The sequence below is a fragment of the Microcoleus anatoxicus genome, assembly GCF_042465725.1.
Taxonomy (GTDB): Bacteria; Cyanobacteriota; Cyanobacteriia; order Cyanobacteriales; family Microcoleaceae; genus Microcoleus; species Microcoleus anatoxicus.
The window spans coordinates 827,798-852,015 of record NZ_CP120853.1 but is presented as its reverse complement, the minus strand read 5'-3'; the positions used below and the strand labels follow the sequence as shown (position 1 = coordinate 852,015).

Here is a 24,218-nt window from a genome sequence, read left to right as displayed (position 1 = left end):
TCGGAACGACAGACCAGATCCATGCAGCCGGACACGATCGAACTAAGCTAAACTAAGCTAGGTAAATGACTTGATATACTGATGACTATTTTTACTCTGCGATCGATCAAAAAAGACTTCGGCATCAAGGAACTCTTGACAAATGCCAGTTTCAGCCTCGATGAAGGCGATAAAGTCGGACTCATCGGCACTAATGGTTCCGGCAAATCAACCCTGCTGAAGATGATTGCGGGCTTGGAATCCATCGACTCTGGCGATCGCTGGGTCAATCCCGGCGCTACAATTGTCTATCTCCCGCAACAGCCCGATTTGGACGAAAATCACACAGTCTTAGAGCAAGTATTTGCCGACAGTGGCGAACAAATGGCTTTGGTGCGCGAATACGAGGAGATTTCCGATAAATTGTCCCACCACCAAGGCGATACTGACAAGTTGATGGCGCGACTGTCTGCGGTGTCTGAACGCATTGATGAGGTGGATGCGTGGGATTTGGAAACTAAGGCTAAGTTGATTTTGACTAAGTTGGGAATTGAGGATTTTGATGCCAAAGTTGGCGATTTATCCGGCGGTTATCGCAAGCGAATTGCCTTAGCAACCGCTTTACTTTCGGAACCAGATGTGTTGCTAATGGATGAACCGACTAACCACTTGGATGCGCTGTCTGTGGAGTGGTTGCAGAATTATTTGAATGGTTATCGCGGTGCTTTGTTGCTGATTACGCACGATCGCTATTTTCTCGATCGCGTCACCAATCGCATCCTAGAGATCGATCGCGCCGACCTTTTCAATTATAGTGGCAATTACGCCTACTACTTGGAGAAAAAAGCCTTAGCGGAAGAATCCGCCGCCAGCACAGAGCGCAAACACGCCGGAGTATTACGGCGCGAATTAGAATGGCTCAAACGCGGGCCTAAAGCGCGCAGTACGAAGCAAAAAGCCCGGATCGATCGCATTAAAGATATGCGCGCCCAGGAGTTCAAAACCAGCAATGGCAAAGTTGAGATTGCTACAGCGGGCCGCCGGATTGGTAAGAAAGTTGTTGAGTTACTGAATATTTCTAAAGCTTACGGCGATCGCACTTTAATTAAAGATTTTACCTACAATTTTACTCCCGAAGACCGGATTGGAATCATCGGTAGCAACGGTGCAGGAAAATCGACGCTGATGGATATCATCACCGGACGAATTCAGCCGGATTCGGGGACTGTAGAAATCGGGACAACGATTCACATCGGTTATTTCGACCAGCATTCCGAGGATTTGACACCAAACGAAGACCAACGAGTGATTGAATACCTCAAAAGTGTCGCGGAATTGGTGAAAACATCGGATGGGGAAATCATTACGGCTTCTCAAATGTTGGAGAAGTTTCTGTTTCCGCCGATTCAACAGTATGCACCGATTAGCAAACTTTCCGGCGGGGAAAAGCGCCGATTGTTTTTGTTGAAAGTGTTGATGAGTGCGCCGAATTTGCTGATTTTGGATGAACCGACAAACGACTTGGACGTGCAGACTTTGGCGGTGTTGGAAGATTATCTGGAAGACTTCAACGGCTGTGTAATTGTAGTATCTCACGATCGCTATTTTCTCGATCGCACAATTGACATGGTTTTCGCCTTAGAACCGGGCGGAAATTTGCGTTTGTATCCTGGTAATTATTCGGTGTATTTGGATCACAAGAAAGCGGAAGAAGCGAAGGAACTTAAAGCACAAAAAAATCCTAGCAAAACACCACAATCTGCTGCTAACCCCCCCAACCAGGGCGGGCACGGGGGCACCGCCCCTACAAGGGGGGGAGAAAGTCAGGAATCGGAGAAGGCGCGCAAACTTACGTTTAATGAAAAGCGGGAATACGAGAAGTTAGAAGTTAAAATTCCGCAGATGGAAGCCGAGAAAGCAGAGATTGAGCAGATGTTGTCGGAAAATCCTCCCAGTGGGTTTGGTGAGGTGAAAAAGTTATCCGAACGTTTGGTCCAATTGACTCAAGAGATCGATCGGGCTACCGAGAAATGGTTGGAGTTGGCGGAACGGGTGAGTTGAGCAGGGGTTGAAATGCAGTTTTTCAGTGAAATAAATAATTTATATTAGGACTTTTCAACCGCTTTGAGAAGCATCTGGACAACCCTATAAACGTGCGAACCTGCCGTCGGGGGCCAATTCTGTTGAGGATTCGGATGTAAATTTTTAGCACGTTTAACCGCTTCCTCCATACAATCCTTAAACAACTCTAGATCGAGGTTGCTTTTATTGTAGCTGCCCAACTTAGTGCGCAATCTTGCTTCAAAATCTTTAGAGGTTTTATCACTAGGCTCCACATCATCAAAATGTAAATACAACCAAACCTCAAAACAAGGATTACTAATACTTAGTCGATAATTTTTCTGTTTTCCTTCACGGCAGATTGCACTGATGTTTTTTTCACCCCACCGATCAACATCAAACATTAGCCATAGAGTATCATCTGGATTCATATCATATTTTTGTATAAATTCATTTAATCGCTCCAACACATACTGAGGCGCAGATTTATTATCTTCCCCTGTTGCCAATATTTCTATCTTAATCCGAGAGTCATGAAACATAGCGAAATATTGCTTTTCTGTTTCCCTACCTTCAGTAGCAATAACAAAAAGCCTTGCATCTCGCTTGTTATACTGGCGATCGAGTAGTTTAGTTCGATTGCGTTTTTTCATTTTTGCTATTGTGTCGATCGGATAACTCTGTTTCACAATCAAGCCATCCTAAATTGCGGATATCACCAAAAAAAGGAATAGCTCCAAATCGACCATTTAAATAGCCTTTTTCTATTTGGACATCAGGTCTAATTTTAAATTCTGCTAGTGAAAAAAGATGCGATGCACCTTGCTGATTTTTTTCCACAAACCAAATTTCATCTCTGCGCATCATCTCTAAATCAAGAAGGTTAGTATCGTGAGTTGTAAATATTAGTTGGCTCTGACTGTTGAGCTTTCTGCAACTCAAAGCTACTTCTATAAATTTGCGCGATAAAAGAGGATGCAGGCGGCGATCTAGTTCATCTAGCAAAATGACTATTTCCGTGTTTTCTTGTAAAATAAATAGTGCGGGAATTAGGTTGATCAAACGCTGGGTTCCTTCAGATTCTTCTTCCATTGAAAAATCTACAAGATGACCTTTAGAATGAAGGTGTTGAGTTCTGAGTTGGATTAGACTTAACTTACCTTGTATTCCCTTGGTGAGGAGATATCTTTGACCTGTATCGCTCTCGATCGTACCCGCAGAATTATGAGGAGCTTCAGCAAATCTTTGAAGTATCTTCTCTTTTATCGTATCAGGAATATCGGGAAAGTGACGGTCAAAATTCAAATCAACTTCTTCTTTTGCTAGCGAATCAATGCCTGTACCTGCAAATTTCAAAAAATCACTTAAGAAATTAGTGAATTCTTCGTTTTGCAATATTATAAATTCCAGATTTGCAAAGTGAGATTCTGCCGGTATAATAACTAGAACATCTTTGAACCAATCAACTACAGGCTTGACAGTCTCAACATTCCGCTCCACCGCTTCTGTCAAAAAAAGTTGGTTGGGACGAGTCCCCCGTGCAATAAAATCTAGAAACTGCTCTTGTATTTTGCTCCGACCTTTGAGGCTTGATCCGCATTCTACTTTGGTTTCTTTATTTTCAGAAGTGCTTCGCTCAAATAATGGCACTTCCCGTTTTTTTCCAGCAGGTGTTACATAAAGCCATTCTTCAATAATTTGAGTATTATTTAACTTAAATCCATAGGAATAAAGATTACCTTTATGGGTAAAAATAAATTCAAATTTGCTGGGTTTATCAGTGCTGTCATCTAATTTGAACGGCGCAACTAGAATAGCCTGACTGCTTCTAGTTCCTTCTACAATCAAATTTTTTGCAAAATCAATCGCTTTAATTAGATTAGATTTGCCTGCGGCGTTTGCACCATAGATAGCAGAGATGGGTAAGAGAGAGCGCCCCTTACCTGCTATATCTATAGCTAGGTGGTCTGCATGATGTCGATCGCTGCTAACACCTAGCATACTGAATGTTGTTTCTTCCTTGAAGGATAGGAAGTTTTCTATGGTTACTTGGACTAACATAGTCTTCCACTAATTTATGGGTTCGATCGAGCTTACTGTAGTAACTTACTCAATAGTGCCACAAAATAGAATTTTTAGAGATTTTTTCTCTTAAATAGCCGTTTATATTACATATTCAGAGCAGATGGGTTTGTGGGTTCGTACTGAATTTCATAAATATAGAGGAGTTTGCTTTAATGGATAAAGCGATTGGCTTTGTTATGCAACGCTTGCTTCCTTAACTGCTGTTGCTGTCATCATGCCCCAAAACCAATCAATTTTGTATCGTTCGTTAGCGCAGCCCTCGGAGAGGATCGCAATTCCTTGCAATCCCTCATCTCGCATCATCGCTTGAAATTCAGCGACTCCATAGGTTCGGGAATGAGCGCGGTTGAAATATCGCAGGAAAAAGTCACAAATTTTGCAAGTTAGATAATCATAACACCAATCTGTAATCACTAGACGACCATTGGGTTTGAGAACCCGTTTTGCTTCTTGGAGTGCTTGGGATGGATCTCGAAAGAAATGAAATGCACTTGTTGAAACTACGATATCGAAATAGTTGCTGGGAAATGGCAGGTTGTCAGCGCTACCTAGTTTTAAATCCACAGATTCCGGTAGTTTGTGTTTGGCAATTTCCAGCATTTCGGCACTAGCATCAATTCCGACAACCTCTGATGCTGGGGCTACTTGCAACAGACGCTGGATTAAAACTCCGGTGCCACAACCAAGGTCTAAAATACGCTCTCCTGGCTCAATTTCTAGACGATTGAGTGTTTCCCCAATTGTGGCATTTACATAAAATGACCAACGACGATCGTATTGCTCTGCAAGTCTAGCATACTCTTTTTGAATAGGGTCTGAATACATAATTTTTAATATTTAAGCAAATGTGGTGTCAACTGATTCCTCACCCAAAATACGCAGAGCCCGGACTTTGGAAAGAAGTCCGGACTCTGACACAATAGAAGTTTACGTTTAGTTTGAGCGACGTACTTATCTATTATCTAATTACCAAAAGCATCCTTCCGCATCTGTACTGGCTTTACCTTGAATTTTATCGCCCAGGTCTGCTGCTGCGATCGAACTTGCAAAAGGGGCGGCCATTGCTGAGGTGTTGGAGAAGAATGCACCTTGCCACATCAAGGCGATCGCCGACAGACAAAGCACAGTTGCAGCCATCCAGCGTCTAGCAGTCGAAAGCCGTTTCGTCAGATAATTCAGTTTCATAGAATACAATCTCCATCAGACTAGCATTCTATTTCTACTTGATTTGGTTGCTCCCCTCTATCGTTCCCTAGATAGAGGTTTTTCTGTCATCGGTGGTTAAAGGAATTCACTATTTTGATAGATGGTGATTTTGGTCATTCTACGGGTTGCGATTCCCTGATTTGCTTTTTGGCTTCGTCGCCCTAGATTCCACTGTAAATGGTGGAATGTCTGCCAATTCTGTGGCGCTCAAACTGTATTGTTCGCAAACCAAACTCAGGCGAGTTCCACCGCTTGTCACCGCATTCACAGCATGAGTTAAGTCTCCTTGAAAATACACGAGGGTATTTGCTTCTGGTTTAATCTGCCCGACTTGTTTTTTGTGGCTGCGCAAGACTAACTCTCCGCCTTCGAGATTTGTTGGTACTTGGATGTATAAAACACTGACTGCTGCGGGAGGTTCGACGGTTTTGCAGTAGGAGCGCAAAGAGCGATCGATATGGGGATCGACGCGGGAACCTTCTTTCAGCCACAGAGGGTTGAGATAAAAAGCATTGCAAGCTGGTTGTAGGGCTTGGTCTAGATAGGGTTTAAAGTATGGGAAACGCTGTTCTACTTGGGCGATTTCCGAACGTTGAAATACCACGGAAAAGCCTTTTGTACCGATGAAGTCGCGGTTGAGGTTATTGATAGCAAAATAAGGGGATGCGAGAATTGCTCCTCGCAAGTCGTTGAGATAAGTAATGGAGAAAGCGTTAGGATGCTTGCTGTAGTATTTCAAGGAATTCTATAAATGTGCGATCGAGCAATATCCAGAATACATCATGGTATCACTATTTGCTGAAATGGCGATCGGTTTTTCCCGTCCCTCAGACATGGTTGTGGATAGCAGTTGACACCAGAAAAATTTTCGTGATATATAAGGTCTAGTTTTAATTCCGCCGATAACAAAATGAGTAAATATACCAGATGAACAGAAATCCACTAGCAGTAGTGCTGCTCTCTTTCCTGGGCTTAGCCTTAACTTTTATAATTTCGAGTTATTCTGATGTTGCAGCTCAAAAAGCTCCCAGAAATTCCTCCGTCCCTCCACCAGCAACTGTAACTAGGGCAAAAGCCAAAGTCCCAGAAGCCAAACCTTCTCTCAAAATTTCTCCCAACCCTGACAAGCCAACAGAAGTTGCTGTGGGTTTCTACCTAATCAACCTCGGTCGCATTAATCAATCAGATGAAACTTTTGATGTCAGCGGTTATCTGTCGGCAAATTGGCAAGACGAGCGTCTAGCATTTGACCCGAAAGTAGTTGGAGACACGGAAAAGCGTGAAAATCCTGAACAAGTATGGGAACCAGCTTTAACGATTGTCAATTCTCAATCAGCATCCAAAAAGACGGCGGTGTCAATCACTGCCAAACCCGACGGCAATGTGAATTATTTAGAACTTGTTAATACTACTGTATCGTCTGACTTAGATTTGAGAAAGTTTCCCTTTGATTCGCAAAAAGCTCAGGTTGTTTTGGAATCTCTGTTTTTTGATGACCGAACTCTGGTTTTGCACAACGATCCAAAGCTAACTGGATATAGCAAAGATTCTTTTGTTTCTTTGTCCGAATGGCAAATTCTTGACGTTAATACTACAGTCACTCCCCAAAAATTTGCACCTGACGGTAAGAATTATTCGCGATATACTTTTGAACTCAAACTCAAGCGCAATTACCAATTTTATATCTTTAAAGTTTTTATTCCCCTGCTGCTAATTACGCTGCTTTCTTGGGCTACTTTTTGGATGGATTCCAACGCAACTTTTTCCACTCAGATGAGTGTCGGCATGACCAGCACCCTCACGGCAATCACTTTTAACTTTACTGTTGCTAATGCTTTGCCGAGATTATCTTACCTAACTATGCTGGACGCATACATATTTATCTGTTATATCTTTTTCTTTTTGTCGATCGTGGCCAATGTCACTGTACATTTCTTCCTGAAAAACTACGAAAATCCTGATTTTATCGATCGGATGACGCGAAGATTTCGCTGGATTTTTCCCGTGGCTTTTGTTATTTTTCAAGGGATTGTCATGACCGTATTTTTGGTAGGAGCCAACTGAAACCATAAATATGGGAAAAACCCACTTCCTCAACACAAGTGGGTTTGTCGTCAAGGTATTTTGATTTTCTGGGAAAGTTATTTTTATAAAAAATATTTATATATTGAGTAAATTTTGTTTTTTAATTATTATATTAAGATTGATGTTGTAAAAAAATGTAAAAAAATTATTGATAAAGATTCTGATTAATTTAACGATTTTGCGATATTTCAGAGTCTATTACTAAAAAGTGATTAAGCTATGGTACAATCTAAGTTATATAATTTGGCGTTAGTTATGACTATTAAAAAGCAGACTCTGTAATTGTTAAATCCTGAAACGTTTGTGGGTATTGGAATTGCGACGCTGATTTGGGTGAGAAATAAAAAAATGGGCTTGGTGAAAAAGTAAAGTAATATGAAGTAAAATTTTGTTTTGTATAAAAGATGGGGTAAAATTCTCTAGCAGGAGTTGAAAAGAAACTCAAAATATGGTATGGAGTCGGAGAGAATCAAAGATAGGTAGCCAAAGTAAGGCCGAGCAAAATCAAGAAAAAGTCGATCGCCCATGAAGTTGGCTACAGGCTAAACATTTTGCCAGGAGTGAGTTACAATTCACCTGTTACAGTGAAAGAACTGCTAAATTTTAAAATCATCCTGTAGAAGTCAGAAGCTAAAAGTCTCAGGGTTTTCGACAGCTCGCGAATTAGAAAAAAAACTATGTCTCAAAATGTCACCGCAAAACAGATGGGTGTGGAATCAGCCCAAGACCCGATCGCCGTAGTGGCGACAGTGGAAACAGTCACCGCCGAAACAGTGGCGGTAGAATCCTACGCCGATAGGTTGATGGATGAACTGTTTGAAGGGGTCGATCGAGCATTTGATGAAAGTGGCGGACTCCCCACAGAGCCAGTACAGCCAGAAATTATTACGCTCAAGTCCATATCGGTACCTCAAATAGTGCTGTCGCCACCGCCAGCCATGGGCTACCAGCGCTCAGAAAAAGATGTCGCAGCGATCGCCCGCCGAGTCGCCCTAGAAACAACCAAAAAACATCAGTCCAAACAATCCTTCGATAAAATGCTGCTGGGAGCAGCCTTTGGTTCGCTGATGTTAGTTTTGGGGCTGTGGTTGGCAAGTCGATCGGGACTGGTGCGTTTACCGGTGGCGACAACCACCAGTACCACGCCGACAGCTACCACAAAAACAGCGCCAGACACGGAGTTTTCCGAATACGTGCAGCGATCGCTAGAGGCGATCGAACAAAAAAAATCACCCCAGGCAAACGTCCAACTTCCTGGAGTACCCGGAGTCGCCCCCCCAGGGACACTGCCCAACATTTCAATTTCCGGCGCGCCACCAGCTACGGCCGGTCTTTCCACAGCAGTTAACCGCGTCGCTGAGGCGATCGAGCAAGCCGCCGCCCAACAACCAGGAGCACCCACGCCCCAAGTAGTGATTATCCCACCGGCAAACACAACGGTGACAAACCCACTTCCGGCCCCAACCGTCGCAGTTTCTCCTTCAGCTAACCCTCCCTCCTCTGGGAGAGCGATCGCTGTTGCCGGTAGCACCAGTCCCAGCACCAGCCCCGTCGCCACTTCCCCTTCCCCCTCCACATCTCCCGAACCGAAAATTTCGGCTCGCGAAGAACCAGCAGCCCCCCCCGCAGCAGCCCCCGCAGCAGCAGCCCCATCAGCAGCAGCCCCATCAGCAGCAGCAGTCCAGCCGGCAGCACCGCAGTCACAACCAGCGACACCAAGCGTCAGCACCACGCCCACAGCGGCTCACACCCTGGTAGGGATTTTGGAATTGGGCGATCGCTCGGCTGCTTTATTTGAAGTAGATGGCGTAGCCCGCAGAATTTATGTCGGCGAAAGCATAGGTGCTAGTGGTTGGACTTTGGCAGAAATTAAAAATCAAGAAGCAGTGATCCGCAAAGGAGGAGATGTGCGATCGGTTTTTGTGGGACAGAAGTTTTAAGAAGTCATTAGTCAGCAGTCATTAGTCATTAGTTTGGTAATTGGTAATTGGTAATTGGTAATTGGCAATTATGAGCCTGTACCTCACAAAGGTTGAAAACAATTATAATAAGTAACAACTAATGACTAATGACTAATGACTGGTGACTAATGACTAATGACTGAGGAAGTATAAAAAAATGGGCTTATTTGACGATGTTAGTAGATTTCTAGAAACAAAATTAGAAGAATTCTTACGCAGCAATCCACATCTGGAATTGCAAGCAATAGAAGAACAACTCAAAGAACAAGAAGAAGACACGCTGCGACTAATTCTCGAAATCCAAAAACAAGAGAAAACACTGCAAGCAGAAATTCTGTCAACAGCCGAAGAAATTCAACGCTGGAACGATCGCATCAATAAAGCCAAAGCATCTCAAAGGCTCGACCTCGCCCAAGCAGCCCAAGAAAGACAAGCAAATTTACTACGTCAGGGAAATCAGCGCTGGGGTCAAATGCAAGGCTGCAAAGAACGGATTGAAAAAGCCAAAGAACTATATCGCCAAATTCAGCTACGGCGAAAAGAAGTGCGAGCAAAAGCAGCCGCAGCAGCCACTAGCAATGCTGCGAAAACGGCTACCAAAACCGAGCAGAGTTGGGATACAAAGGGTTGGAATCAAAGTTCTAATTATAGCAGTTTTAGTGCCGCTGACCCTTTAGAAGAAAAGTTTCAACGCTGGGAAGCAGATGAAGAACTCGATCGCATGAAACGCAATATGAATCGATAATTTATAATCAATCTCAAATCTCTCATGTCTTCTGTTTTCTGACTCTGCGCCCTCTGCGCCCTAGAAGAGTTCAATTATTCCTAACCACATAAATCAAATCCATGACTACTCAAAAATCCCTAGTTTCCCCCGTCACCTGGCTTGAAGACCGAGTTATACTAATTGACCAAAACCGACTCCCCCAGGAATACAGCACAGTCGAAATTAGCCGCTGCGACGACATGGCCGAGGCGATTAAAACCATGATAGTTCGCGGTGCTCCGGCGATCGGGGTAGCAGCAGCTTACGGAATGTATTTGGGTGCGAGAGAAATCGAAACGGGCGATCGCACCGAATTTTTGACTAAACTCGAAAAAGTCGGCGATTTACTGCGATCGACCCGTCCCACTGCGGTGAATTTATTTTGGGCAATATCGCGAATGCTCAAAACAGCCGATCGAACTAGCGGTTCCGTCGAACACATCCAAAAAACTTTGCTAGAAATGGCAAAAACCATTCAAGCAGAAGACTTGCAAACCTGCAAAGATATCGGCGACAAAGGTTTAGAAGTTCTCCCAGCTACACCGGAAAAATTAACATTACTAACTCACTGCAACGCCGGTGGTTTAGCAACAGCGGGCTACGGTACAGCTTTAGGTGTCATTCGTTCGGCTTGGCGAGAAGGCAGACTCGCCAGAGTTTTTGCCGACGAAACTCGTCCCCGTCTCCAAGGTGCAAAACTGACAACTTGGGAATGCGTCCAAGAAGGAATTCCCGTCACCTTAATCGCCGACAATATGGCCGCCCACTGCATGAAACAAGGCATGATTCACGCCGTAGTTGTCGGTGCAGATAGGATTGCTGCTAATGGTGATGCAGCCAACAAAATTGGCACTTACAGTTTAGCAATTATCGCCAAAGCTCACAACGTTCCTTTCTTTGTAGCCGCGCCTCTTTCTACCATTGATTTTGAACTTTCTGACGGGAGTCAGATTCCCATTGAAGAACGAGATCCCATTGAAATGTATCAAGTTGGCACTACCCGGATTTGTCCTGTGGGAGTCGAATTTTACAATCCCGCTTTTGACGTAACTCCTGCGGAATTAATCTCAGGAATTATTACAGAATATGGGACAGTTGCTCCTGCACAATTGAAACAGTTTAAGTCCAAACAATTAGTTTAAGACTATGTTACTAAACCGCTTAATTCAACAGTTATCTCTGACAAACTTCAGAATTGATAATTTCCCAGGTTGGCAAATTGGACTTGTTTTAATAATTCTAATTCTGCCAGTTATTTTCAGTAAAGTTGCTCAAGCTAAATTGTCACAAACGGTTAAAGCAGAGGAATTAGCAGCCAGACAATATGTTAGCTGGATGAATAGAACTCAGCAAGCTTACTATGCTGAAAGAGCCGAATTTACAGATTCTCTTGACAATCTAGGTCTTGGCATAAAACCTGAAACTGCGAATTACAAATACTCAAGTAGTACAGAAAATCAAGCTGTATTTAATTATGGAGTTTCGCAGAACGCTAATTTCAAAAGTTTTGTGGGAGGCGTTTTTTTAATAGAAAATACTAGCCAAAAAATCCTGTGTCAAGCTAATGCTGCTAGCACGACCAAGCCAGCAAATCCTACTAATAATAATGGTACTTTAGCCTGCGGTGCTAATACGGTAGAAGTTTCTCACTTGTCACCAACGGTTAAAGCCTCTGAAGCAGATGAAACAGAAGGCAAACTATATGTTGGCTCAATGAATAAAGCTCAGCAAGCTTACTATGCTGAGAATGGTGAATTCACGAATTCCGTTCCGAATCTAGGTCTTGGTATTAGATCGGAAACTGCGAATTACAAATACTCAATTAGTGTGGAAAACAAAGCTGTATTTAACTACGGAGTATCGAAGGAAGGTAAGCTCAAAAGTTTTGTGGGAGGAGTTTTCTTGATAGAGGATACTATAGCAGGAATGACAACAGCAACAATTCTGTGTCAAACTAATACTGCTAGGATGATACAACCAGCTAATCCTACAAATAAGAATGGTACCTTATCCTGCGGTGCGAATACGACACCAGTTACTCGATAACTCATGTTAATTTTTTTAGTATATTAGGAGTGTAGACGGAGTTGATATTATTACAGAACATGACACGGTTACTCCTGGGGATTTGAAACAGTTTCAGGCAAAACAATTGGTTTAATTGTATGTTAGTCAACCGCTTAATTCAAATGTTTGATCTGAAAATTAGCCGGATTTATAGCTACCAAAACTGGCACGGGTTAGTTATTTTAACAACTCTGAGTCTGCCATTTTTTTGTACTACATCCGCAACAGCTCAAGTTTCAAAAACGATTAAAGCCTCGGAATCACAAGCCAAACAATATGTGCAAACGATGAATAAAGCCCAGCAAGATTACTATGCACAAAATAGCGGATTTACAAGTTCCATTGCCAATTTAGGCTTGGGGATAAAACCTGAAAGTCCCAATTACAAATACTCCATTAGTACGGGAAACAAAGCTGTATTTAATTATGGAGTTTCCCAACAACCAAATCTCAAAAATTTTGTGGGAGGAGTGTTTTTGATCGGAACTACTACCCAAACAATCCTGTGTCAAAGTGCTGCTGCTAGCACCACAAAACCAGCTAATCCTATAAATACCAATGGAAAGTTAGCCTGCGCTGCTGGAACGGCTAAGATTTAGAGATAAATCACGTCTCATCGATAGCTGCGCCCGATATTGAGGGTCGATATTTTCATCTAATAGGTATTTAACAGTCATCAATAAACTCGATCTAGTTGTTGAGATTTCTGATTTTGCTCTTTAATCTGACGCATTTTCAAGACAAAAGGTGATGGATTGCGATCGTATTCAGCTTCAGCTTTGAGGCAATATTCTAACCAATCTCCTACATATTTACCTACAGTTTTTTGATTTTCTAGATAGTACAAAATCGTAGCATAAACTTGAGCCATAGTCACTGTCCGAAATTTTTGAGCTATGGCTTCTGGAGTTTGGCCGCAGTGGATGTATTCGTAGAGAATGTGTTCGATACCGACGCGAGTTCCTTTGATGCGGATATCTTCTGGTGTTAAAAATTCAAAGTAATCTTCTAATTGCATGATTGTTGTTCATTTTCAATGTGAGTTTTGAGTGTATACTGAGTTTAGCATATCAGCTACATTATATACTATAATAGCATTAAACGAATTCAGGAAACATTTCCATGAACAGGCAAAAAATACTCCTAGATCCGGTTTTACCGACAGAAGAAGAAACAAAAGCTATCAAATTGTTGGATAAAATGCTATGTCTCAAGACAGAAAATGGTAATTGTGAGACATTAAAAGTAAAATTAGTGGAAATTGGCGGGGAAGAAATCGCACTTCCTGAATCTCTATATCAATTGTTGTGTCAAGCCGCACATTTAATGGCGGCTGGTAAAGCAGTATCTTTAGTGCCAATTGAGCAAGATATGACTGTTGAAGAAACTGCTAGTTTGCTGAATGTGTCGCCAGAATTTGTGGTCAAATTACTCGATGATGGGGAAATTCCCTATGGAAAAGTAGGAAACCAGCGGCGGATTAGTTTGGCAAGTGCGATCGCATACAAACAGCAGCTTACTATTAAGCGCCGTGAAATTCTCAAGGAATTAGCTCAGTTTAGCCAGGAAGAGGAATTGCATGAGACTAGAGTATACAGCTAGCAGGTTGATTCCGATTTTTGCAGATAAGATTCAACGTTATTATCAGAATATTTTGTAGTTTTAGTTAACGATGATAGCTCTTGTGTGGAGAAAGGCGATCGCACTTGAGTATCTGTTGAGATAGGGAGAGGTGATCGCTCGCGCAGTGAGCTAATTTCCAAAAAGTACAAACACCCTCTTAATAGACAGGATTTTTCATAATGTAACGTAACATAGCTGGACTAGCTGTTATGAACATCGTAATGACAAAAACTAAAAAATAGGCTAAAAGTAGATTTGCTCCTGACTTGATAAATGTAGAGCTACCAATTAAAGAGGTGATAAAGTCAACGATAACTGCTGGGGCCCAAAACAGAAAAAGAATTTTGTTCTTTCTTTCAAAAACATCTAGAGTCAATAAGTTTAGTCCTGTTATTACCGAAGTTCCCATCACAGCAAATGCCAAATTTCCAATGTCAGTATTTCCGATTTGGGTTCCCAAACCTCCCAGTATTCCGAGAAAAGTAGTAAAGGAATCACCAAGCATACCTATAAAAAATAAGAAACACAAAGTAGCCTGCATTTTTTCACCCTATTATAACTAATTAACGTCGAACCAAACTAACGAAAATTGCCAGCGATATACCAAAAATTAGAGCAACTATTGCCAAGATCGCAAATTTTGAATCAGCGTCTAATTTGAATTTTTTCTTTTGCCTTTTTCCAGATTGTTGTTCTACATGGCTTATGTAAGCAAGTCTTGCAATGAAAGCCTTCCAAATTTCTAGGCTTTCATTTCTCAGAGATTCGATATCTTGCGATTGCATCATTTTAGTGCTTTTTTTGAGCAATAAATTGACAATTAGTTGATATCGTGGCAGTAATTCATTGGCAAAATACTCTAAGTCAAATGAACTGGATGAGCTGGAATACTGCTTATACCACAGTGAAATTCCCATATCATGCAATCTTTGCCAATCCTTCAATGTGAAAGTTTGACTAGCTTCATAAGCTCGATCTATTGCCCTTGAATCTCTTAAGTATCTTCCATCGATTGAAATTAATTTTGAGCTGAGTAATAAAACTTCCTCAAAAGACTTTGAATCTTCAACGATTTCTTTCCAGATAGGTTTATCCATTGCTCCTTATCCTACAAAAAGCACGGCTTACCACCAACTATCACTACTGCTAGAGCTGCTATAGCAATCCTAAATCAGTTGTGAATTTCTTACTCCCTCCCCTTAGCAAGGGGAGGGTTGGGGTGGGGTAAAAAACTTACGACTCATTTAGGATTGCTATATTAGATCCGCCGCTTCCCGAATCACCACTTCCTGAATCGGAAATATCACTTGGTTCGGAGTCAGGGCTACTCTCGAACAGGTCCGAAGAGCGGTCACCATCTCCATAATTCCCATCTCCATAATTCCCATTTCCATAATCGGATCTATAGCTTGAGCCAGAGTCATGACTATCACTTGGTTTGGAGTCAGGGATGTCCCCGAACAAACCACCGAACCAAGAATCTTCACGATCGCCAGGATCACTGTTATTGGACTCAGGACTATCACTCGGTTCAGAGTCAGAGCTATCACCGAACCAATTACCGAACAAATCCCAAGAGCCACCACTATCGCCAGGATCACTCGATTTGGAATCAGAAGTATCACTTGATTCAGGGTTGGGACTGCTCCCAAAAAAGCCAACAAATGATGATATTAAGCCACCAAGTAAGGCTTCTCCTCCACCATCACTCGATAATGATTCTCCTCCACTGTCACTACTGTTGCTATTCCAGTGAGATTTGATTTCAGGAGGAAGTCCTAGTGTAATGCCATTTTCTTTGACATCAGATGGATCGGCAAAGAAGATATTATCGGGAGAGATTACGAAATACTGAGTTTCATTCAAGACTTCCTTGACACGAGAGCTGAAGCAGTCGGTAGTACCATCGGAAGTAGAAAAAATCAGGGGAATTCCTCTCTCATTTGCTACATGAACTAGCCGTTGAGCTTGATCCACATCATTCCATTTTGTTGTGTAAGCTTTGCACTCTATTATTGCTACTTCGTTGTCATTCTTATCATCAATGGTGACATCGACTTGAGTAGGTCTACCGTACTGTTCAAATGTCTCATTGTAAAGGAAGTTACGAGGAACCTGAACAGCATTCAATCCAAATTTTTCGAGTTTTTGCTCTGTGTATACCTCCAAGTCTTCTCCCTGTTGATAACTAGCTCTACCTCTTTCTCGATCGCTGTTACTGCTTTTCTCCTGTGCCTGCCCTGATTTACCACTAGCATCATCAGAACTGAAGACTTGATTAACTTGAGAGGCTATCTCAGCGAAGCCTTCACCAATCCAACCGAATGGTCCTCCACTCATAGCTACTTTCTCCTGCCAAGCTACGCTTCATAACTTTACCCTCCATATAGTAGAGTTTTCTGTCACAATCTGAAAAGCGGAAAAAGACGGATCTTTTCTAACCTTTGATGTGCAAGTCGGATCTGGACGGATATAGACGGATAAAGTCGGGTATAATAACGCCAGTTCTCTCACCTCTATGCTGATGGACACTCACCAGGTATTAGAATTTGTAGATAAAGTTGTCTGTGCCAAGACAGGCAAACGTCTAAATGACTTGCAGCGCGGAATTATCGAGGGAACACTGAAACAACAAAAGTATGCTGAGATTGCAGATACTTATCGTCTTACAGAAGGTCACGTTAAAGATGTGGGTTACGAACTTTTACAAATGTTATCTGATACCTTTGATGAACCTGTTGATAAAGGGAATCTTAAATCTGTTCTTGCTCGGCAAGACAATCTGAATATTAGTTTTGGTAATAGCAACATTATTGGCTATATCAACGTTTGTTCCGATCGCCCCACGGCTACCCCAGATCAAAATCAGCCTAAAACTCCTGATGTTCAGCAGGCAAAGGATGAAGCCAAGATTGAAACAATTGGTAAGTTACGGCAGTTTGGCTTGAGCGACGAGCAAATTGCAGAGGTACTGCGGCTAACCTTGGAAGAGGTTAAGCAGGTGGATAAAGCGTTATAATTTAGCAAAAATGATTGAGATTGTAAACAATGGCACTGAAAGAATTAGAAAAACAACTCCTTGCCTTAACTCCCAGTGAAAAAACTCAGGCAATACAGCTATTAGTCCAAAGTTTAAGCAATACTTGGCAAGGAATCGAAAAAACTCCGGGCGTGTGCGGCGGCGATGCTAGAATTGCCAAGACTCGCATACCTATTTGGTCGATGGTAAATTATCGCCTTCTGGGTGCAAATGATGTGCGAATTTTGCAAGACTTTCCTCATTTGAATGCAGCAGATTTGGCGAATGCTTGGGCTTATGCTGAGGCACACCCAGAGGAAATTGAAGCTGCGATCGCTAGAAATGAGGAAGATTAACAAATGGTGCGTCTTTATGCAGATGAAAATTTTCCACTGGTAATCGTGGAATTACTGCGAACTTTTGGTCACGATATTTTGACAGTGCAGGAAGCTGGAAATAGTAAGGTGCGTCGCCTTCTACCATCTGTAAGTTTCATCTAACATATAGCACCGACGCACCCTACAGCGAATTCACCTCACTTTAAAAGAAAACCGCTATACAAACCATTGAGGTTAAAAATTTTAACCGAATTGCTCTAGATACTGGCCCAAATCATCTCGCAGGCGGCTCAGTTCGGCTTCAGTGGTCACGCGCACCCGATCGTCCCGAACCGTAATCAGCACTTTCGCAGCAAAGGGAGTCGGCCAGATATTCGGATTGCAGAACACCTCAAAAAATACCTCCCCTGCATAGCGGTATTCCATCGGTTTTTGGGGAGAGGCTTTGCCGCCCGCAGTTTTGGCTGCTACTGCTTTGAGACTTTCCATCAACAGGGCGATCGCACTTTGCAAATCCCGCGCGGCTTGGGGGGAAAAGCTAAAGGAGACAGAACCTTCAACTAAATTCAGCGTAAATTGAGAAACAGACATAAGCAATCAAATTTAACAGACAATTGTTAATGATAAAAGATACAGTAACCGAAAAGAAGTACATTCTCGCTAAAATGGGCAGCCTGAATCCAATTAATTAAAAACTATCTCAATAAGCTAGGCCAAATTAATGAGTGTAAATATAACTCTAAGCTAGCGTCTGCAAGACTTTTAACCTTTTGTTACTCGATCGGCTTTAAACTAGAAATTAGAAATTTTAATTTCTGATTCAGGAGACTCTATGCTAGCCGATAACCGTTCCGAAATCCGTAAGGTATTAATCATTACGTTGTTGCTAAATATACTCGTGATGGCAATTAAAGCCGTAGTGGGTTGGTTGACAGGTTCTCTTAGTTTGTTAGCAGATGCCTTGCACAGTGTGACAGACAGCGCTAATAATATTTTAGGACTGGTGACTAATCATTATGCCAATCCCCAACCCGATCGCGATCATCCCTACGGACATCAGAAATTTGATGCGATTGGAGCTCTGGGAATTGCGGTTTTTTTGGGAATTGCTTGTTTTGAAATTCTCAGTGGCGCTGTTGAAAGATTGCTCAAAGGTGGTACAGTTGTCAAAATATCTCCCAATCAACTATGGATATTGCTGATTGTGCTGGGGATCAATATTTTTGTTACTTTTTACGAGCGCGGAGTAGGAAAAAAGCTTGGTAGTGCTATTTTAGTGGCGGATGCTCAACACACCATGAGTGATGTTTGGGTAACAATTATGGTAATTGCTGGGTTGATTGGTGTGTGGCAAGGGGAGGTTTGGAATATACCTCAACTGCAATCTCTGGATGTTTTTTTGTCTTTTCCTGTGGCTCTGTTGGTGTTTCACAGCGGTTGGAAGGTGCTAACAGAAAATCTACCTTGGTTGGTGGATGAAATGGCGATCGCACCGGAGATTATTCATGCGATCGCGATGGATGTACCCGGAGTTGTCAACTGTCACTCGATCGCCTCTCGTGGCGTGGTGGGACGTCAAGTGTTTATTGATATGCACATGATTGTGGATGCGGCCGATGTAGAAACTGCTCACCGGATTACAGAAGAAGTAGAAGCCCATTTGGAAGAACGTTTCAGTCCTGTACGCATCTTAATTCACGTTGAGCCACCGGCTTATCAGTCCGATCGAATTAGCTATGATTCTGAAAACAGAAGTCATTAGTCATTAGTCATTAGTCAGGGGTCATTCGTCATTAGTTATTAGTCCTGTCAGAGTAGGAGGAAGGTATTTTTGCCCATCGAAATTCCTCCAATTTTTTACTCAAATGTAGCCAGTCATGCTAGGATGTGATAAAACTCCAGATGCAGAACAGACTCGATACACAACCATCGAGGCTAAAAAATATCAGAGTCGCCCTGTACTATCAAATCCATTGCCAGTAATGAGTCCTGAGAATACCTTACACGACGTATCCACTGATGTAGATTCCCAGTCTACAAGTGCAGCAGACAGCCAGTCTCCTGAACATCATCCTGAATCACTCCAGCCAGAACTTCAGGCAGAACTTCAGACAGATGTTCAATCAGAACCTCAGCCAGATGCTAAATTAGAATCTCAGCCAGAAATTCAGTCAGATGTTCAATCAGAATCTCAGCCAGAAATTCAGCCAGATTCTCAATCAGAACCTGAGACAGATTCTCCACAAATTCAAGCAGAAAAAGTAGGCAAGCCTACTCCAAAGCCCATCAAGAAATCTGATTTGGCTAACCAGTCAAAACCTCAACAAGATGCTCCTGAAGCAAAAATAGAAGGCGAAAGCAAGCCTACTCCAAAACCGATCAAAAAAGGTGACTTGCCGCCACCTGCACCTGCATCAGAACCTCAGTCAGAGGCTCCCACAGAGCAAGCAGCACCAGCAGAAAGCCCGTCTACTCCAAAAGCTAAAAAAATAATTGGAGGAGTGGCTAAATCGCAATCTCAGAGAAGTCCTTCCAGAGATGGAGCGGAAAGTGGCGGTGGCTTCAATATGGCTACCCAAAGACCACCGAAAGCACCAAAATCTTAATCTTGAAGCACGACGATTGATTGCTCTAAATGATCATGCGATCGCTCTCGATCGCACTTTAAAAATATTACAATCAAAATAGCAAGAAGCAAAAGGCGATCGCCCTCTTTCTATGCTACAATGACTCACATACATTAGCCAACATAAATTTGGGAGGTTAGTATGCCTTTCAGCGCTTACAAAACAGTCAGTTCAGTCCTCCAAGAATTTCAAATTACCTACACCGAATTTAATTTCATAGTAGAAACCGAGTTTCAGGTTTCTGACTATTTTCGAGAAGATTTAGAATTTACTATGCGAGAAGGAGTGGTAGATAATTCAGAATTTGCCATTTGCGAAAATTTGATTTATCCACTGCTCAAAGAAGTTTGGAAGCGCTATTACACTGGGTTTGTTTTGTGGAGCCATCAATCTATCACCTACGACCAATATCTTTCTGGATTTCCTGAATATATCTTGGCTAAACGTTCTATTTTAGGAAAAGTCGTCTTTGAACAACCTTACTTTCTATTAGTGGAAGCTAAACAAGATAACTTTGAAAACGGATGGGCTCAGTGTTTGGCTGAAATGATTGCTGCACAGCGACTGAATAAAAATCCAGATCAAGAAGTATTTGGAATTGTCTCAAATGGCGGAGTCTGGCAGTTTGGCAAGCTAAAGTCTAATAGTTTTACTAAGAACAAACAGTCTTACTTGATTGATGACTTGAATTTACTATTTTCTACTATAAATTATGTGTTTCAGCAGTGTGAATTGCTCCTGGATGCTGAAAAAGGCTGAAATGCGCGATCGCAATTAAACATCAGACTTACGCATCAAAACCCGGTTTCTCAAGCTAATTGCATCATTTTTGATTGATGATAATTGCCAGAAACCGGGTTTTTAAGATAGATAGTACATCGAGGAATGTACCTGCTTCGGTTCTCAACTAGAGTTCATCTGGATCGATAAGCTGGATCTATTTAATGCTTGCCGTCATTTTAGAAGCAGCCGGTACCATTTATATGAAATTCTCAGATGGTTTTACAAAAATGGTTCCATCGATTTTAATGCTAATTTTTTATGGCATCAGTTTTCTATTTTTAAACTTAGCCATTTAAAAGTTGGACGTAAGCGCAGCCTATGCAATTTTCTCCGGATTGGGAATTGCTCTTGTCGCGATTGGAGGCATTTTATTTTTTAAAGATCCGATCACAATTTTTAAAGTTATGGCTATTTTCCTAATCATTATGGGTGTGATTGTTTTGAATTTTACAGGTGTATCTCATTAATTGGATTTTTTAACCGCACATATCAGCCGATGAACACAGATGAACGCAGATGGGATTTTATCTGCGTTTATCTGTGTTAAAATAATCTTCTATCTATCACTCCCACTCGATCGTTCCAGGCGGCTTAGAAGTAATGTCGTAAACCACGCGGTTCACCCCTTTCACTTCATTCACAATCCGGTTCGAGATCAGTTCTAACAAATCGTAAGGAACTCGCGCCCAGTCAGCCGTCATCCCATCTTCACTGGTAATAAACCGCAAGACGATTGGATAAGCATAGGTGCGTTGGTCTCCCATCACCCCTACACTGCGAATGGGAAGCAAAACTGCAAAAGCTTGCCAAAGTTCGTTGTACAATCCGTGTCGATTAATTTCTTGGCGCACCACCAAGTCAGCATCCCGCAAAATATTTAATCTTTCGGCGGTAACTTCTCCCAGAATCCGAATCGCTAATCCCGGCCCAGGGAAAGGTTGTCGGTTGACTATTTCTTCTGGAAGCCCGATCGATCGGCCGACTTTTCGCACTTCATCCTTGAACAATTTTCGCAGCGGTTCAATCAACTTAAAGCACAAATCTTTAGGTAAACCGCCGACGTTGTGATGGCTTTTAATTTTAACAGCAACTCTTTCACCACTTTTGGGATCTACATTAGTGTCAGCAGATTCAATTACATCTGGGTAAAGAGTACCTTGGGCGAGGTAATCGAAGGGTCCAAGACGCTTCGATTCTGCTTCAAATACGCTGATAAATTCGTGACCAATCCGCTTGCGTTTTACTTCAGGATCGGTAACACCTTCAAGCTGAGCTAAAAAGCGTTCGCGAGCATTAACATACTCAACATCAATGTGGAATTGCTCTTTAAATAATTTCACCAACCGTTCCGGTTCATACTTCCGCATAAACCCTTGGTCGATAAACATACAGGTAAGTCGATCGCCGATCGCCCTATGCAGCAAAAAAGCCAAAGTTGAAGAATCAACCCCGCCGGATAGAGCCAATAATACTCGTTTGTCTCCGACTCTGGCTCGAATTTCACGAATCGATTCCTCTACAAAAGTAGCTGTGGTCCAAGTCGGTTCGCACTCGCAAATATGATAAACAAAATTACGAATTAAAGCCTGTCCACCGATGGAATGAACTACTTCTGGATGAAACTGAACTCCGTATAGATTTTTGTCGTGATTAGCAATTGCAGCACAGGAAGTATTTTCCGTGTGAGCTAGAATCGCAAAACCTTCTGGCAATTCGGTACAAGAATCTCCATGGCTCATCCACATGGTGCTACCATCTTCGACATTAGTCAACAAATCGGTAGGGTCGTCAATAGATAGGGATGCCTTGCCATATTCGGCTAACTTAGCGCGATCGACTACCCCTCCTAGTTGCTTGACCATCAACTGCATCCCGTAGCAAACACCCAACACGGGTATTCCTAAATGCCAAATTTCCGGGTCACATTGGGGAGCTCTTTCGTCATATACAGAACTCGGCCCACCTGAAAGAATAATTCCTTTAGGAGCGATCGCTGCTAACTGTTGGGCAGTAGTGCGGTAAGAAATAACTTCTGAATATACTTGAGTTTCGCGAATGCGGCGAGCAATCAGTTCGGAATATTGCGAACCGAAGTCGAGAATCACGATCTTCTGGCGATCGATCTGCCCCAGAGAAGAGTTGGTCAGGGCGGATTCAGTTTCTATTTGAGTAGTCACGGTTAGTGGGTAATTGCTAATTGCTAATGGGTAGAACCTAGAACCGAGATTATTCGTCTGAAATAAACCTAGGTAATTAAGGTCTAGGGAGTTGGAATTAAGACTTAATTAAGTATTATCCCCGATCGATCTTGGAGCAAGAGTTACGGGATATTCACACCACATTAACAAATTTGTGTCAAAAATGTATCTCCTAGTTCACTTTTAACAATAATTTTGCGATCGCGCCCGAACATCACTGAGCCCACGGGCACACGCTGCCCGCTGTGAGTAAACACGCAATCCGATGAGCGCAAGTCTATCTGTTGAGCGATGTCGCCGTAAATGCGATCGACCCAATTGCTGTCATTCTCCGCATCAAAAACCCGCAGTTGCTCCAGAGCATCTTCCGCCGTAGCAGCCTCAAAAATCGAGGAACACACATCAGCCGGCATTCCGGCCCGCGCACAAAAAGCTGTCAGAATTTCGCGCCGCCCATCGGCGAGGTGGTGGTGAGTGTGAAAAATCCCCGCCGCCAATTTCATTAACTTTCCGTGATAGCCAAACAGCAGAATCGATTTCACACCCTGACATCCAGCCTCTGCTAGTAAAGGGCCTAGCCAATTAGCAGTTTTGACCAGCCGCTGCGGATCGATGCCCAGTTGTCGAGCCAAATCCAAGCCATTTTCGCCGATGCAAAACACCAAACAGTCAAATAGCTGGGCTTTTTGTTGTAGTTGTTCGCGGTAAATTTCCAACTGTCCGGGGGCGCTCAAGGGTTGAGAAATGCCCGTTGTACCCAGCAGCGACAGTCCTTCTACGACACCGAAAGCTTCGTTGGAAGTACGGGTTGCCAGTTGGCGACCTGATGGCAGAATCAAGGTGACAGTAATTTTTTCTCCTGTTTGGAGTTCTCGGCTCAGATTCACACGCAATAGCCGCTGGGCATAATCGTAGATTGCTGCTCCTCCACCTGTTTTGTGATGTCCAATTCCCTCGCCCCCAACAATCAGTATTTGTTCTTGTGCTGCTTCAATTTCTCCCTCGGACACTCTCCGTAATTCAACCATTGCCCAAACTGGGGTATGGCGAGTCAGATCTAGGTTGTCACCAGGGTCAGAGCGAGTCACAGCTAAGGCCGTGTCAGTTTTTATTACAGATACTTGTTCGATGGGTACTGATGCGGTTATTATGGGTTCTAGTAAATCTACTGAGACGCTATCTACAGATTGAATACCTCTACGCAAGCAGCGCAGGGCGGCTAGTGCGGCCGCACAGGCAAATACTGGAAGTGTGTACCCGGAACGAGGTTGAGTTTTGGTCATTATGGATTGTTGATATCTGTAAATTTACTGATAAGAAGCATCACAGAGCAGGAGTGACACCGCTCAAATATTTAAGCCTAGTTAGCGATCGAGTTGGCTGTCAATCGCAGTTAGCGTCATTTTTGTCAATTGTTTTT

26 protein-coding genes and 1 pseudogene are annotated in these 24,218 nt (G+C 42.7%); 15 read left to right on the top strand and 12 right to left on the bottom strand.

Annotation, left to right across the window (positions count from 1 at the left end):
• Positions 1-81: 81 nt before the first annotated feature.
• On the top strand, positions 82-2,040 hold the full coding sequence (locus tag P2A85_RS03605; RefSeq protein ID WP_377477575.1) for an ABC-F family ATP-binding cassette domain-containing protein: 1,959 nt from the start codon (positions 82-84) through the stop codon (positions 2,038-2,040).
• Positions 2,041-2,084: 44 nt separating this feature from the next.
• Here the strand turns inward: P2A85_RS03605 and P2A85_RS03600 are convergent, their stop codons facing one another.
• From P2A85_RS03600 to P2A85_RS03580, 5 genes are all read right to left on the bottom strand, one after another.
• A complete protein-coding gene (locus tag P2A85_RS03600) occupies positions 2,085-2,693 on the bottom strand; it encodes an RloB family protein (protein WP_340551461.1) in 609 nt (202 codons plus the stop codon).
• Positions 2,671-4,101, bottom strand: a complete 1,431-nt coding sequence (locus P2A85_RS03595; protein WP_377477574.1) for an ATP/GTP-binding protein — start codon at positions 4,099-4,101, stop codon at positions 2,671-2,673. Before P2A85_RS03595 ends, P2A85_RS03600 begins: the two co-directional genes overlap by 23 nt.
• Before the next feature lie 198 nt (positions 4,102-4,299).
• The gene (locus P2A85_RS03590) at positions 4,300-4,950 is read right to left on the bottom strand and encodes a class I SAM-dependent methyltransferase (RefSeq protein WP_377477573.1); all 651 of its coding nucleotides are present in this window, start codon (positions 4,948-4,950) and stop codon (positions 4,300-4,302) included.
• 141 nt (positions 4,951-5,091) lie between these two features.
• Positions 5,092-5,310 (bottom strand): hypothetical protein, encoded by a 219-nt coding sequence (locus P2A85_RS03585; RefSeq protein WP_377477571.1) that lies wholly within the window; start codon positions 5,308-5,310, stop codon positions 5,092-5,094.
• A 139-nt stretch (positions 5,311-5,449) separates the two neighbouring features.
• Complete coding sequence (locus P2A85_RS03580) at positions 5,450-6,070, bottom strand: 2OG-Fe(II) oxygenase (protein ID WP_377477570.1); 621 nt, start codon at positions 6,068-6,070, stop codon at positions 5,450-5,452.
• 188 nt (positions 6,071-6,258) lie between these two features.
• Between P2A85_RS03580 and P2A85_RS03575 the strand changes: the two genes are divergently transcribed.
• The 6 genes from P2A85_RS03575 to P2A85_RS03550 all read left to right on the top strand — a co-directional run bounded on the left by P2A85_RS03575 (position 6,259) and on the right by P2A85_RS03550 (position 12,809).
• Positions 6,259-7,395, top strand: coding sequence for a hypothetical protein (locus P2A85_RS03575; RefSeq protein ID WP_377477569.1), 1,137 nt, complete (start codon positions 6,259-6,261; stop codon positions 7,393-7,395).
• A 698-nt stretch (positions 7,396-8,093) separates the two neighbouring features.
• Complete coding sequence (locus P2A85_RS03570) at positions 8,094-9,356, top strand: hypothetical protein (RefSeq protein ID WP_377477567.1); 1,263 nt, start codon at positions 8,094-8,096, stop codon at positions 9,354-9,356.
• 178 nt (positions 9,357-9,534) lie between these two features.
• Complete coding sequence (locus tag P2A85_RS03565; RefSeq protein ID WP_377477566.1) at positions 9,535-10,122, top strand: TIGR04376 family protein; 588 nt, start codon at positions 9,535-9,537, stop codon at positions 10,120-10,122.
• A 101-nt stretch (positions 10,123-10,223) separates the two neighbouring features.
• Complete coding sequence (gene mtnA, locus P2A85_RS03560) at positions 10,224-11,285, top strand: S-methyl-5-thioribose-1-phosphate isomerase (protein ID WP_377477564.1); 1,062 nt, start codon at positions 10,224-10,226, stop codon at positions 11,283-11,285.
• A gap of 4 nt (positions 11,286-11,289) precedes the next feature.
• Complete coding sequence (locus P2A85_RS03555) at positions 11,290-12,189, top strand: type IV pilin-like G/H family protein (RefSeq protein WP_377477563.1); 900 nt, start codon at positions 11,290-11,292, stop codon at positions 12,187-12,189.
• A 119-nt stretch (positions 12,190-12,308) separates the two neighbouring features.
• The gene (locus P2A85_RS03550; RefSeq protein ID WP_377477561.1) at positions 12,309-12,809 is read left to right on the top strand and encodes a type IV pilin-like G/H family protein; all 501 of its coding nucleotides are present in this window, start codon (positions 12,309-12,311) and stop codon (positions 12,807-12,809) included.
• A gap of 77 nt (positions 12,810-12,886) precedes the next feature.
• Here P2A85_RS03550 and P2A85_RS03545 read toward each other — a convergent pair whose 3' ends face one another.
• On the bottom strand, positions 12,887-13,228 hold the full coding sequence (locus tag P2A85_RS03545) for a DUF433 domain-containing protein (protein WP_377477559.1): 342 nt from the start codon (positions 13,226-13,228) through the stop codon (positions 12,887-12,889).
• A 104-nt stretch (positions 13,229-13,332) separates the two neighbouring features.
• Here P2A85_RS03545 and P2A85_RS03540 point away from each other — a divergent pair, with 104 nt between their 5' ends.
• Positions 13,333-13,812: an excisionase family DNA-binding protein gene (locus P2A85_RS03540; RefSeq protein WP_377477557.1), complete on the top strand. Its 480-nt coding sequence runs from the start codon at positions 13,333-13,335 to the stop codon at positions 13,810-13,812.
• Between the two features lie 178 nt (positions 13,813-13,990).
• Here the strand turns inward: P2A85_RS03540 and P2A85_RS03535 are convergent, their stop codons facing one another.
• From P2A85_RS03535 to P2A85_RS03525, 3 genes are all read right to left on the bottom strand, one after another.
• On the bottom strand, positions 13,991-14,374 hold the full coding sequence (locus tag P2A85_RS03535; RefSeq protein ID WP_377477555.1) for a hypothetical protein: 384 nt from the start codon (positions 14,372-14,374) through the stop codon (positions 13,991-13,993).
• A 22-nt stretch (positions 14,375-14,396) separates the two neighbouring features.
• Positions 14,397-14,930 (bottom strand): hypothetical protein, encoded by a 534-nt coding sequence (locus P2A85_RS03530; RefSeq protein WP_377477554.1) that lies wholly within the window; start codon positions 14,928-14,930, stop codon positions 14,397-14,399.
• A 136-nt stretch (positions 14,931-15,066) separates the two neighbouring features.
• Positions 15,067-16,173, bottom strand: coding sequence for a hypothetical protein (locus P2A85_RS03525; protein ID WP_377477553.1), 1,107 nt, complete (start codon positions 16,171-16,173; stop codon positions 15,067-15,069).
• 184 nt (positions 16,174-16,357) lie between these two features.
• Here P2A85_RS03525 and P2A85_RS03520 point away from each other — a divergent pair, with 184 nt between their 5' ends.
• Genes P2A85_RS03520 through P2A85_RS03510 form a run of 3 tightly spaced genes read left to right on the top strand, consistent with a single transcriptional unit; the run spans position 16,358 to position 17,352 of the window.
• On the top strand, positions 16,358-16,852 hold the full coding sequence (locus P2A85_RS03520) for a hypothetical protein (protein ID WP_377477552.1): 495 nt from the start codon (positions 16,358-16,360) through the stop codon (positions 16,850-16,852).
• Between the two features lie 29 nt (positions 16,853-16,881).
• Positions 16,882-17,208, top strand: a complete 327-nt coding sequence (locus tag P2A85_RS03515) for a DUF433 domain-containing protein (RefSeq protein ID WP_340551643.1) — start codon at positions 16,882-16,884, stop codon at positions 17,206-17,208.
• 3 nt (positions 17,209-17,211) lie between these two features.
• Positions 17,212-17,352, top strand: a complete 141-nt coding sequence (locus P2A85_RS03510) for a DUF5615 family PIN-like protein (RefSeq protein WP_371116850.1) — start codon at positions 17,212-17,214, stop codon at positions 17,350-17,352.
• Between the two features lie 81 nt (positions 17,353-17,433).
• Here P2A85_RS03510 and P2A85_RS03505 read toward each other — a convergent pair whose 3' ends face one another.
• On the bottom strand, positions 17,434-17,781 hold the full coding sequence (locus P2A85_RS03505; RefSeq protein ID WP_340550872.1) for a hypothetical protein: 348 nt from the start codon (positions 17,779-17,781) through the stop codon (positions 17,434-17,436).
• A 241-nt stretch (positions 17,782-18,022) separates the two neighbouring features.
• Between P2A85_RS03505 and P2A85_RS03500 the strand changes: the two genes are divergently transcribed.
• The 4 genes and pseudogenes from P2A85_RS03500 to P2A85_RS03485 all read left to right on the top strand — a co-directional run bounded on the left by P2A85_RS03500 (position 18,023) and on the right by P2A85_RS03485 (position 21,067).
• Positions 18,023-18,952: a cation diffusion facilitator family transporter gene (locus P2A85_RS03500; protein ID WP_377477550.1), complete on the top strand. Its 930-nt coding sequence runs from the start codon at positions 18,023-18,025 to the stop codon at positions 18,950-18,952.
• Between the two features lie 115 nt (positions 18,953-19,067).
• The gene (locus P2A85_RS03495; RefSeq protein ID WP_377477549.1) at positions 19,068-19,796 is read left to right on the top strand and encodes a hypothetical protein; all 729 of its coding nucleotides are present in this window, start codon (positions 19,068-19,070) and stop codon (positions 19,794-19,796) included.
• 162 nt (positions 19,797-19,958) lie between these two features.
• Positions 19,959-20,576: a hypothetical protein gene (locus P2A85_RS03490; protein WP_377477548.1), complete on the top strand. Its 618-nt coding sequence runs from the start codon at positions 19,959-19,961 to the stop codon at positions 20,574-20,576.
• Positions 20,577-20,743: 167 nt separating this feature from the next.
• Positions 20,744-21,067 (top strand): annotated as a pseudogene (locus P2A85_RS03485) (DMT family transporter).
• Positions 21,068-21,163: 96 nt separating this feature from the next.
• Here P2A85_RS03485 and guaA read toward each other — a convergent pair.
• Together guaA and cbiD are read right to left on the bottom strand one after the other, a co-directional pair.
• The gene (gene guaA / locus P2A85_RS03480) at positions 21,164-22,765 is read right to left on the bottom strand and encodes a glutamine-hydrolyzing GMP synthase (RefSeq protein WP_377481278.1); all 1,602 of its coding nucleotides are present in this window, start codon (positions 22,763-22,765) and stop codon (positions 21,164-21,166) included.
• Between the two features lie 176 nt (positions 22,766-22,941).
• Positions 22,942-24,081: a cobalt-precorrin-5B (C(1))-methyltransferase CbiD gene (cbiD, locus tag P2A85_RS03475; protein ID WP_377477546.1), complete on the bottom strand. Its 1,140-nt coding sequence runs from the start codon at positions 24,079-24,081 to the stop codon at positions 22,942-22,944.
• Positions 24,082-24,218: the final 137 nt, after the last annotated feature.

What these genes read in the sequence shown, in the direction of transcription:
- P2A85_RS03605 (WP_377477575.1), top strand. Translation starts at nt 82, where the DNA reads ATGACTATTTTTACTCTGCGATCGATCAAAAAAGACTTCGGCATCAAG.
- P2A85_RS03600 (WP_340551461.1), bottom strand. Translation starts at nt 2,693, where the DNA reads ATGAAAAAACGCAATCGAACTAAACTACTCGATCGCCAGTATAACAAG.
- P2A85_RS03595 (WP_377477574.1), bottom strand. Translation starts at nt 4,101, where the DNA reads ATGTTAGTCCAAGTAACCATAGAAAACTTCCTATCCTTCAAGGAAGAA.
- P2A85_RS03590 (WP_377477573.1), bottom strand. Translation starts at nt 4,950, where the DNA reads ATGTATTCAGACCCTATTCAAAAAGAGTATGCTAGACTTGCAGAGCAA.
- P2A85_RS03585 (WP_377477571.1), bottom strand. Translation starts at nt 5,310, where the DNA reads ATGAAACTGAATTATCTGACGAAACGGCTTTCGACTGCTAGACGCTGG.
- P2A85_RS03575 (WP_377477569.1), top strand. Translation starts at nt 6,259, where the DNA reads ATGAACAGAAATCCACTAGCAGTAGTGCTGCTCTCTTTCCTGGGCTTA.
- P2A85_RS03570 (WP_377477567.1), top strand. Translation starts at nt 8,094, where the DNA reads ATGTCTCAAAATGTCACCGCAAAACAGATGGGTGTGGAATCAGCCCAA.
- P2A85_RS03565 (WP_377477566.1), top strand. Translation starts at nt 9,535, where the DNA reads ATGGGCTTATTTGACGATGTTAGTAGATTTCTAGAAACAAAATTAGAA.
- mtnA (WP_377477564.1), top strand. Translation starts at nt 10,224, where the DNA reads ATGACTACTCAAAAATCCCTAGTTTCCCCCGTCACCTGGCTTGAAGAC.
- P2A85_RS03555 (WP_377477563.1), top strand. Translation starts at nt 11,290, where the DNA reads ATGTTACTAAACCGCTTAATTCAACAGTTATCTCTGACAAACTTCAGA.
- P2A85_RS03550 (WP_377477561.1), top strand. Translation starts at nt 12,309, where the DNA reads ATGTTAGTCAACCGCTTAATTCAAATGTTTGATCTGAAAATTAGCCGG.
- P2A85_RS03545 (WP_377477559.1), bottom strand. Translation starts at nt 13,228, where the DNA reads ATGCAATTAGAAGATTACTTTGAATTTTTAACACCAGAAGATATCCGC.
- P2A85_RS03540 (WP_377477557.1), top strand. Translation starts at nt 13,333, where the DNA reads ATGAACAGGCAAAAAATACTCCTAGATCCGGTTTTACCGACAGAAGAA.
- P2A85_RS03535 (WP_377477555.1), bottom strand. Translation starts at nt 14,374, where the DNA reads ATGCAGGCTACTTTGTGTTTCTTATTTTTTATAGGTATGCTTGGTGAT.
- P2A85_RS03530 (WP_377477554.1), bottom strand. Translation starts at nt 14,930, where the DNA reads ATGGATAAACCTATCTGGAAAGAAATCGTTGAAGATTCAAAGTCTTTT.
- P2A85_RS03525 (WP_377477553.1), bottom strand. Translation starts at nt 16,173, where the DNA reads ATGAGTGGAGGACCATTCGGTTGGATTGGTGAAGGCTTCGCTGAGATA.
- P2A85_RS03520 (WP_377477552.1), top strand. Translation starts at nt 16,358, where the DNA reads ATGGACACTCACCAGGTATTAGAATTTGTAGATAAAGTTGTCTGTGCC.
- P2A85_RS03515 (WP_340551643.1), top strand. Translation starts at nt 16,882, where the DNA reads ATGGCACTGAAAGAATTAGAAAAACAACTCCTTGCCTTAACTCCCAGT.
- P2A85_RS03510 (WP_371116850.1), top strand. Translation starts at nt 17,212, where the DNA reads ATGGTGCGTCTTTATGCAGATGAAAATTTTCCACTGGTAATCGTGGAA.
- P2A85_RS03505 (WP_340550872.1), bottom strand. Translation starts at nt 17,781, where the DNA reads ATGTCTGTTTCTCAATTTACGCTGAATTTAGTTGAAGGTTCTGTCTCC.
- P2A85_RS03500 (WP_377477550.1), top strand. Translation starts at nt 18,023, where the DNA reads ATGCTAGCCGATAACCGTTCCGAAATCCGTAAGGTATTAATCATTACG.
- P2A85_RS03495 (WP_377477549.1), top strand. Translation starts at nt 19,068, where the DNA reads ATGCTAGGATGTGATAAAACTCCAGATGCAGAACAGACTCGATACACA.
- P2A85_RS03490 (WP_377477548.1), top strand. Translation starts at nt 19,959, where the DNA reads ATGCCTTTCAGCGCTTACAAAACAGTCAGTTCAGTCCTCCAAGAATTT.
- cbiD (WP_377477546.1), bottom strand. Translation starts at nt 24,081, where the DNA reads ATGACCAAAACTCAACCTCGTTCCGGGTACACACTTCCAGTATTTGCC.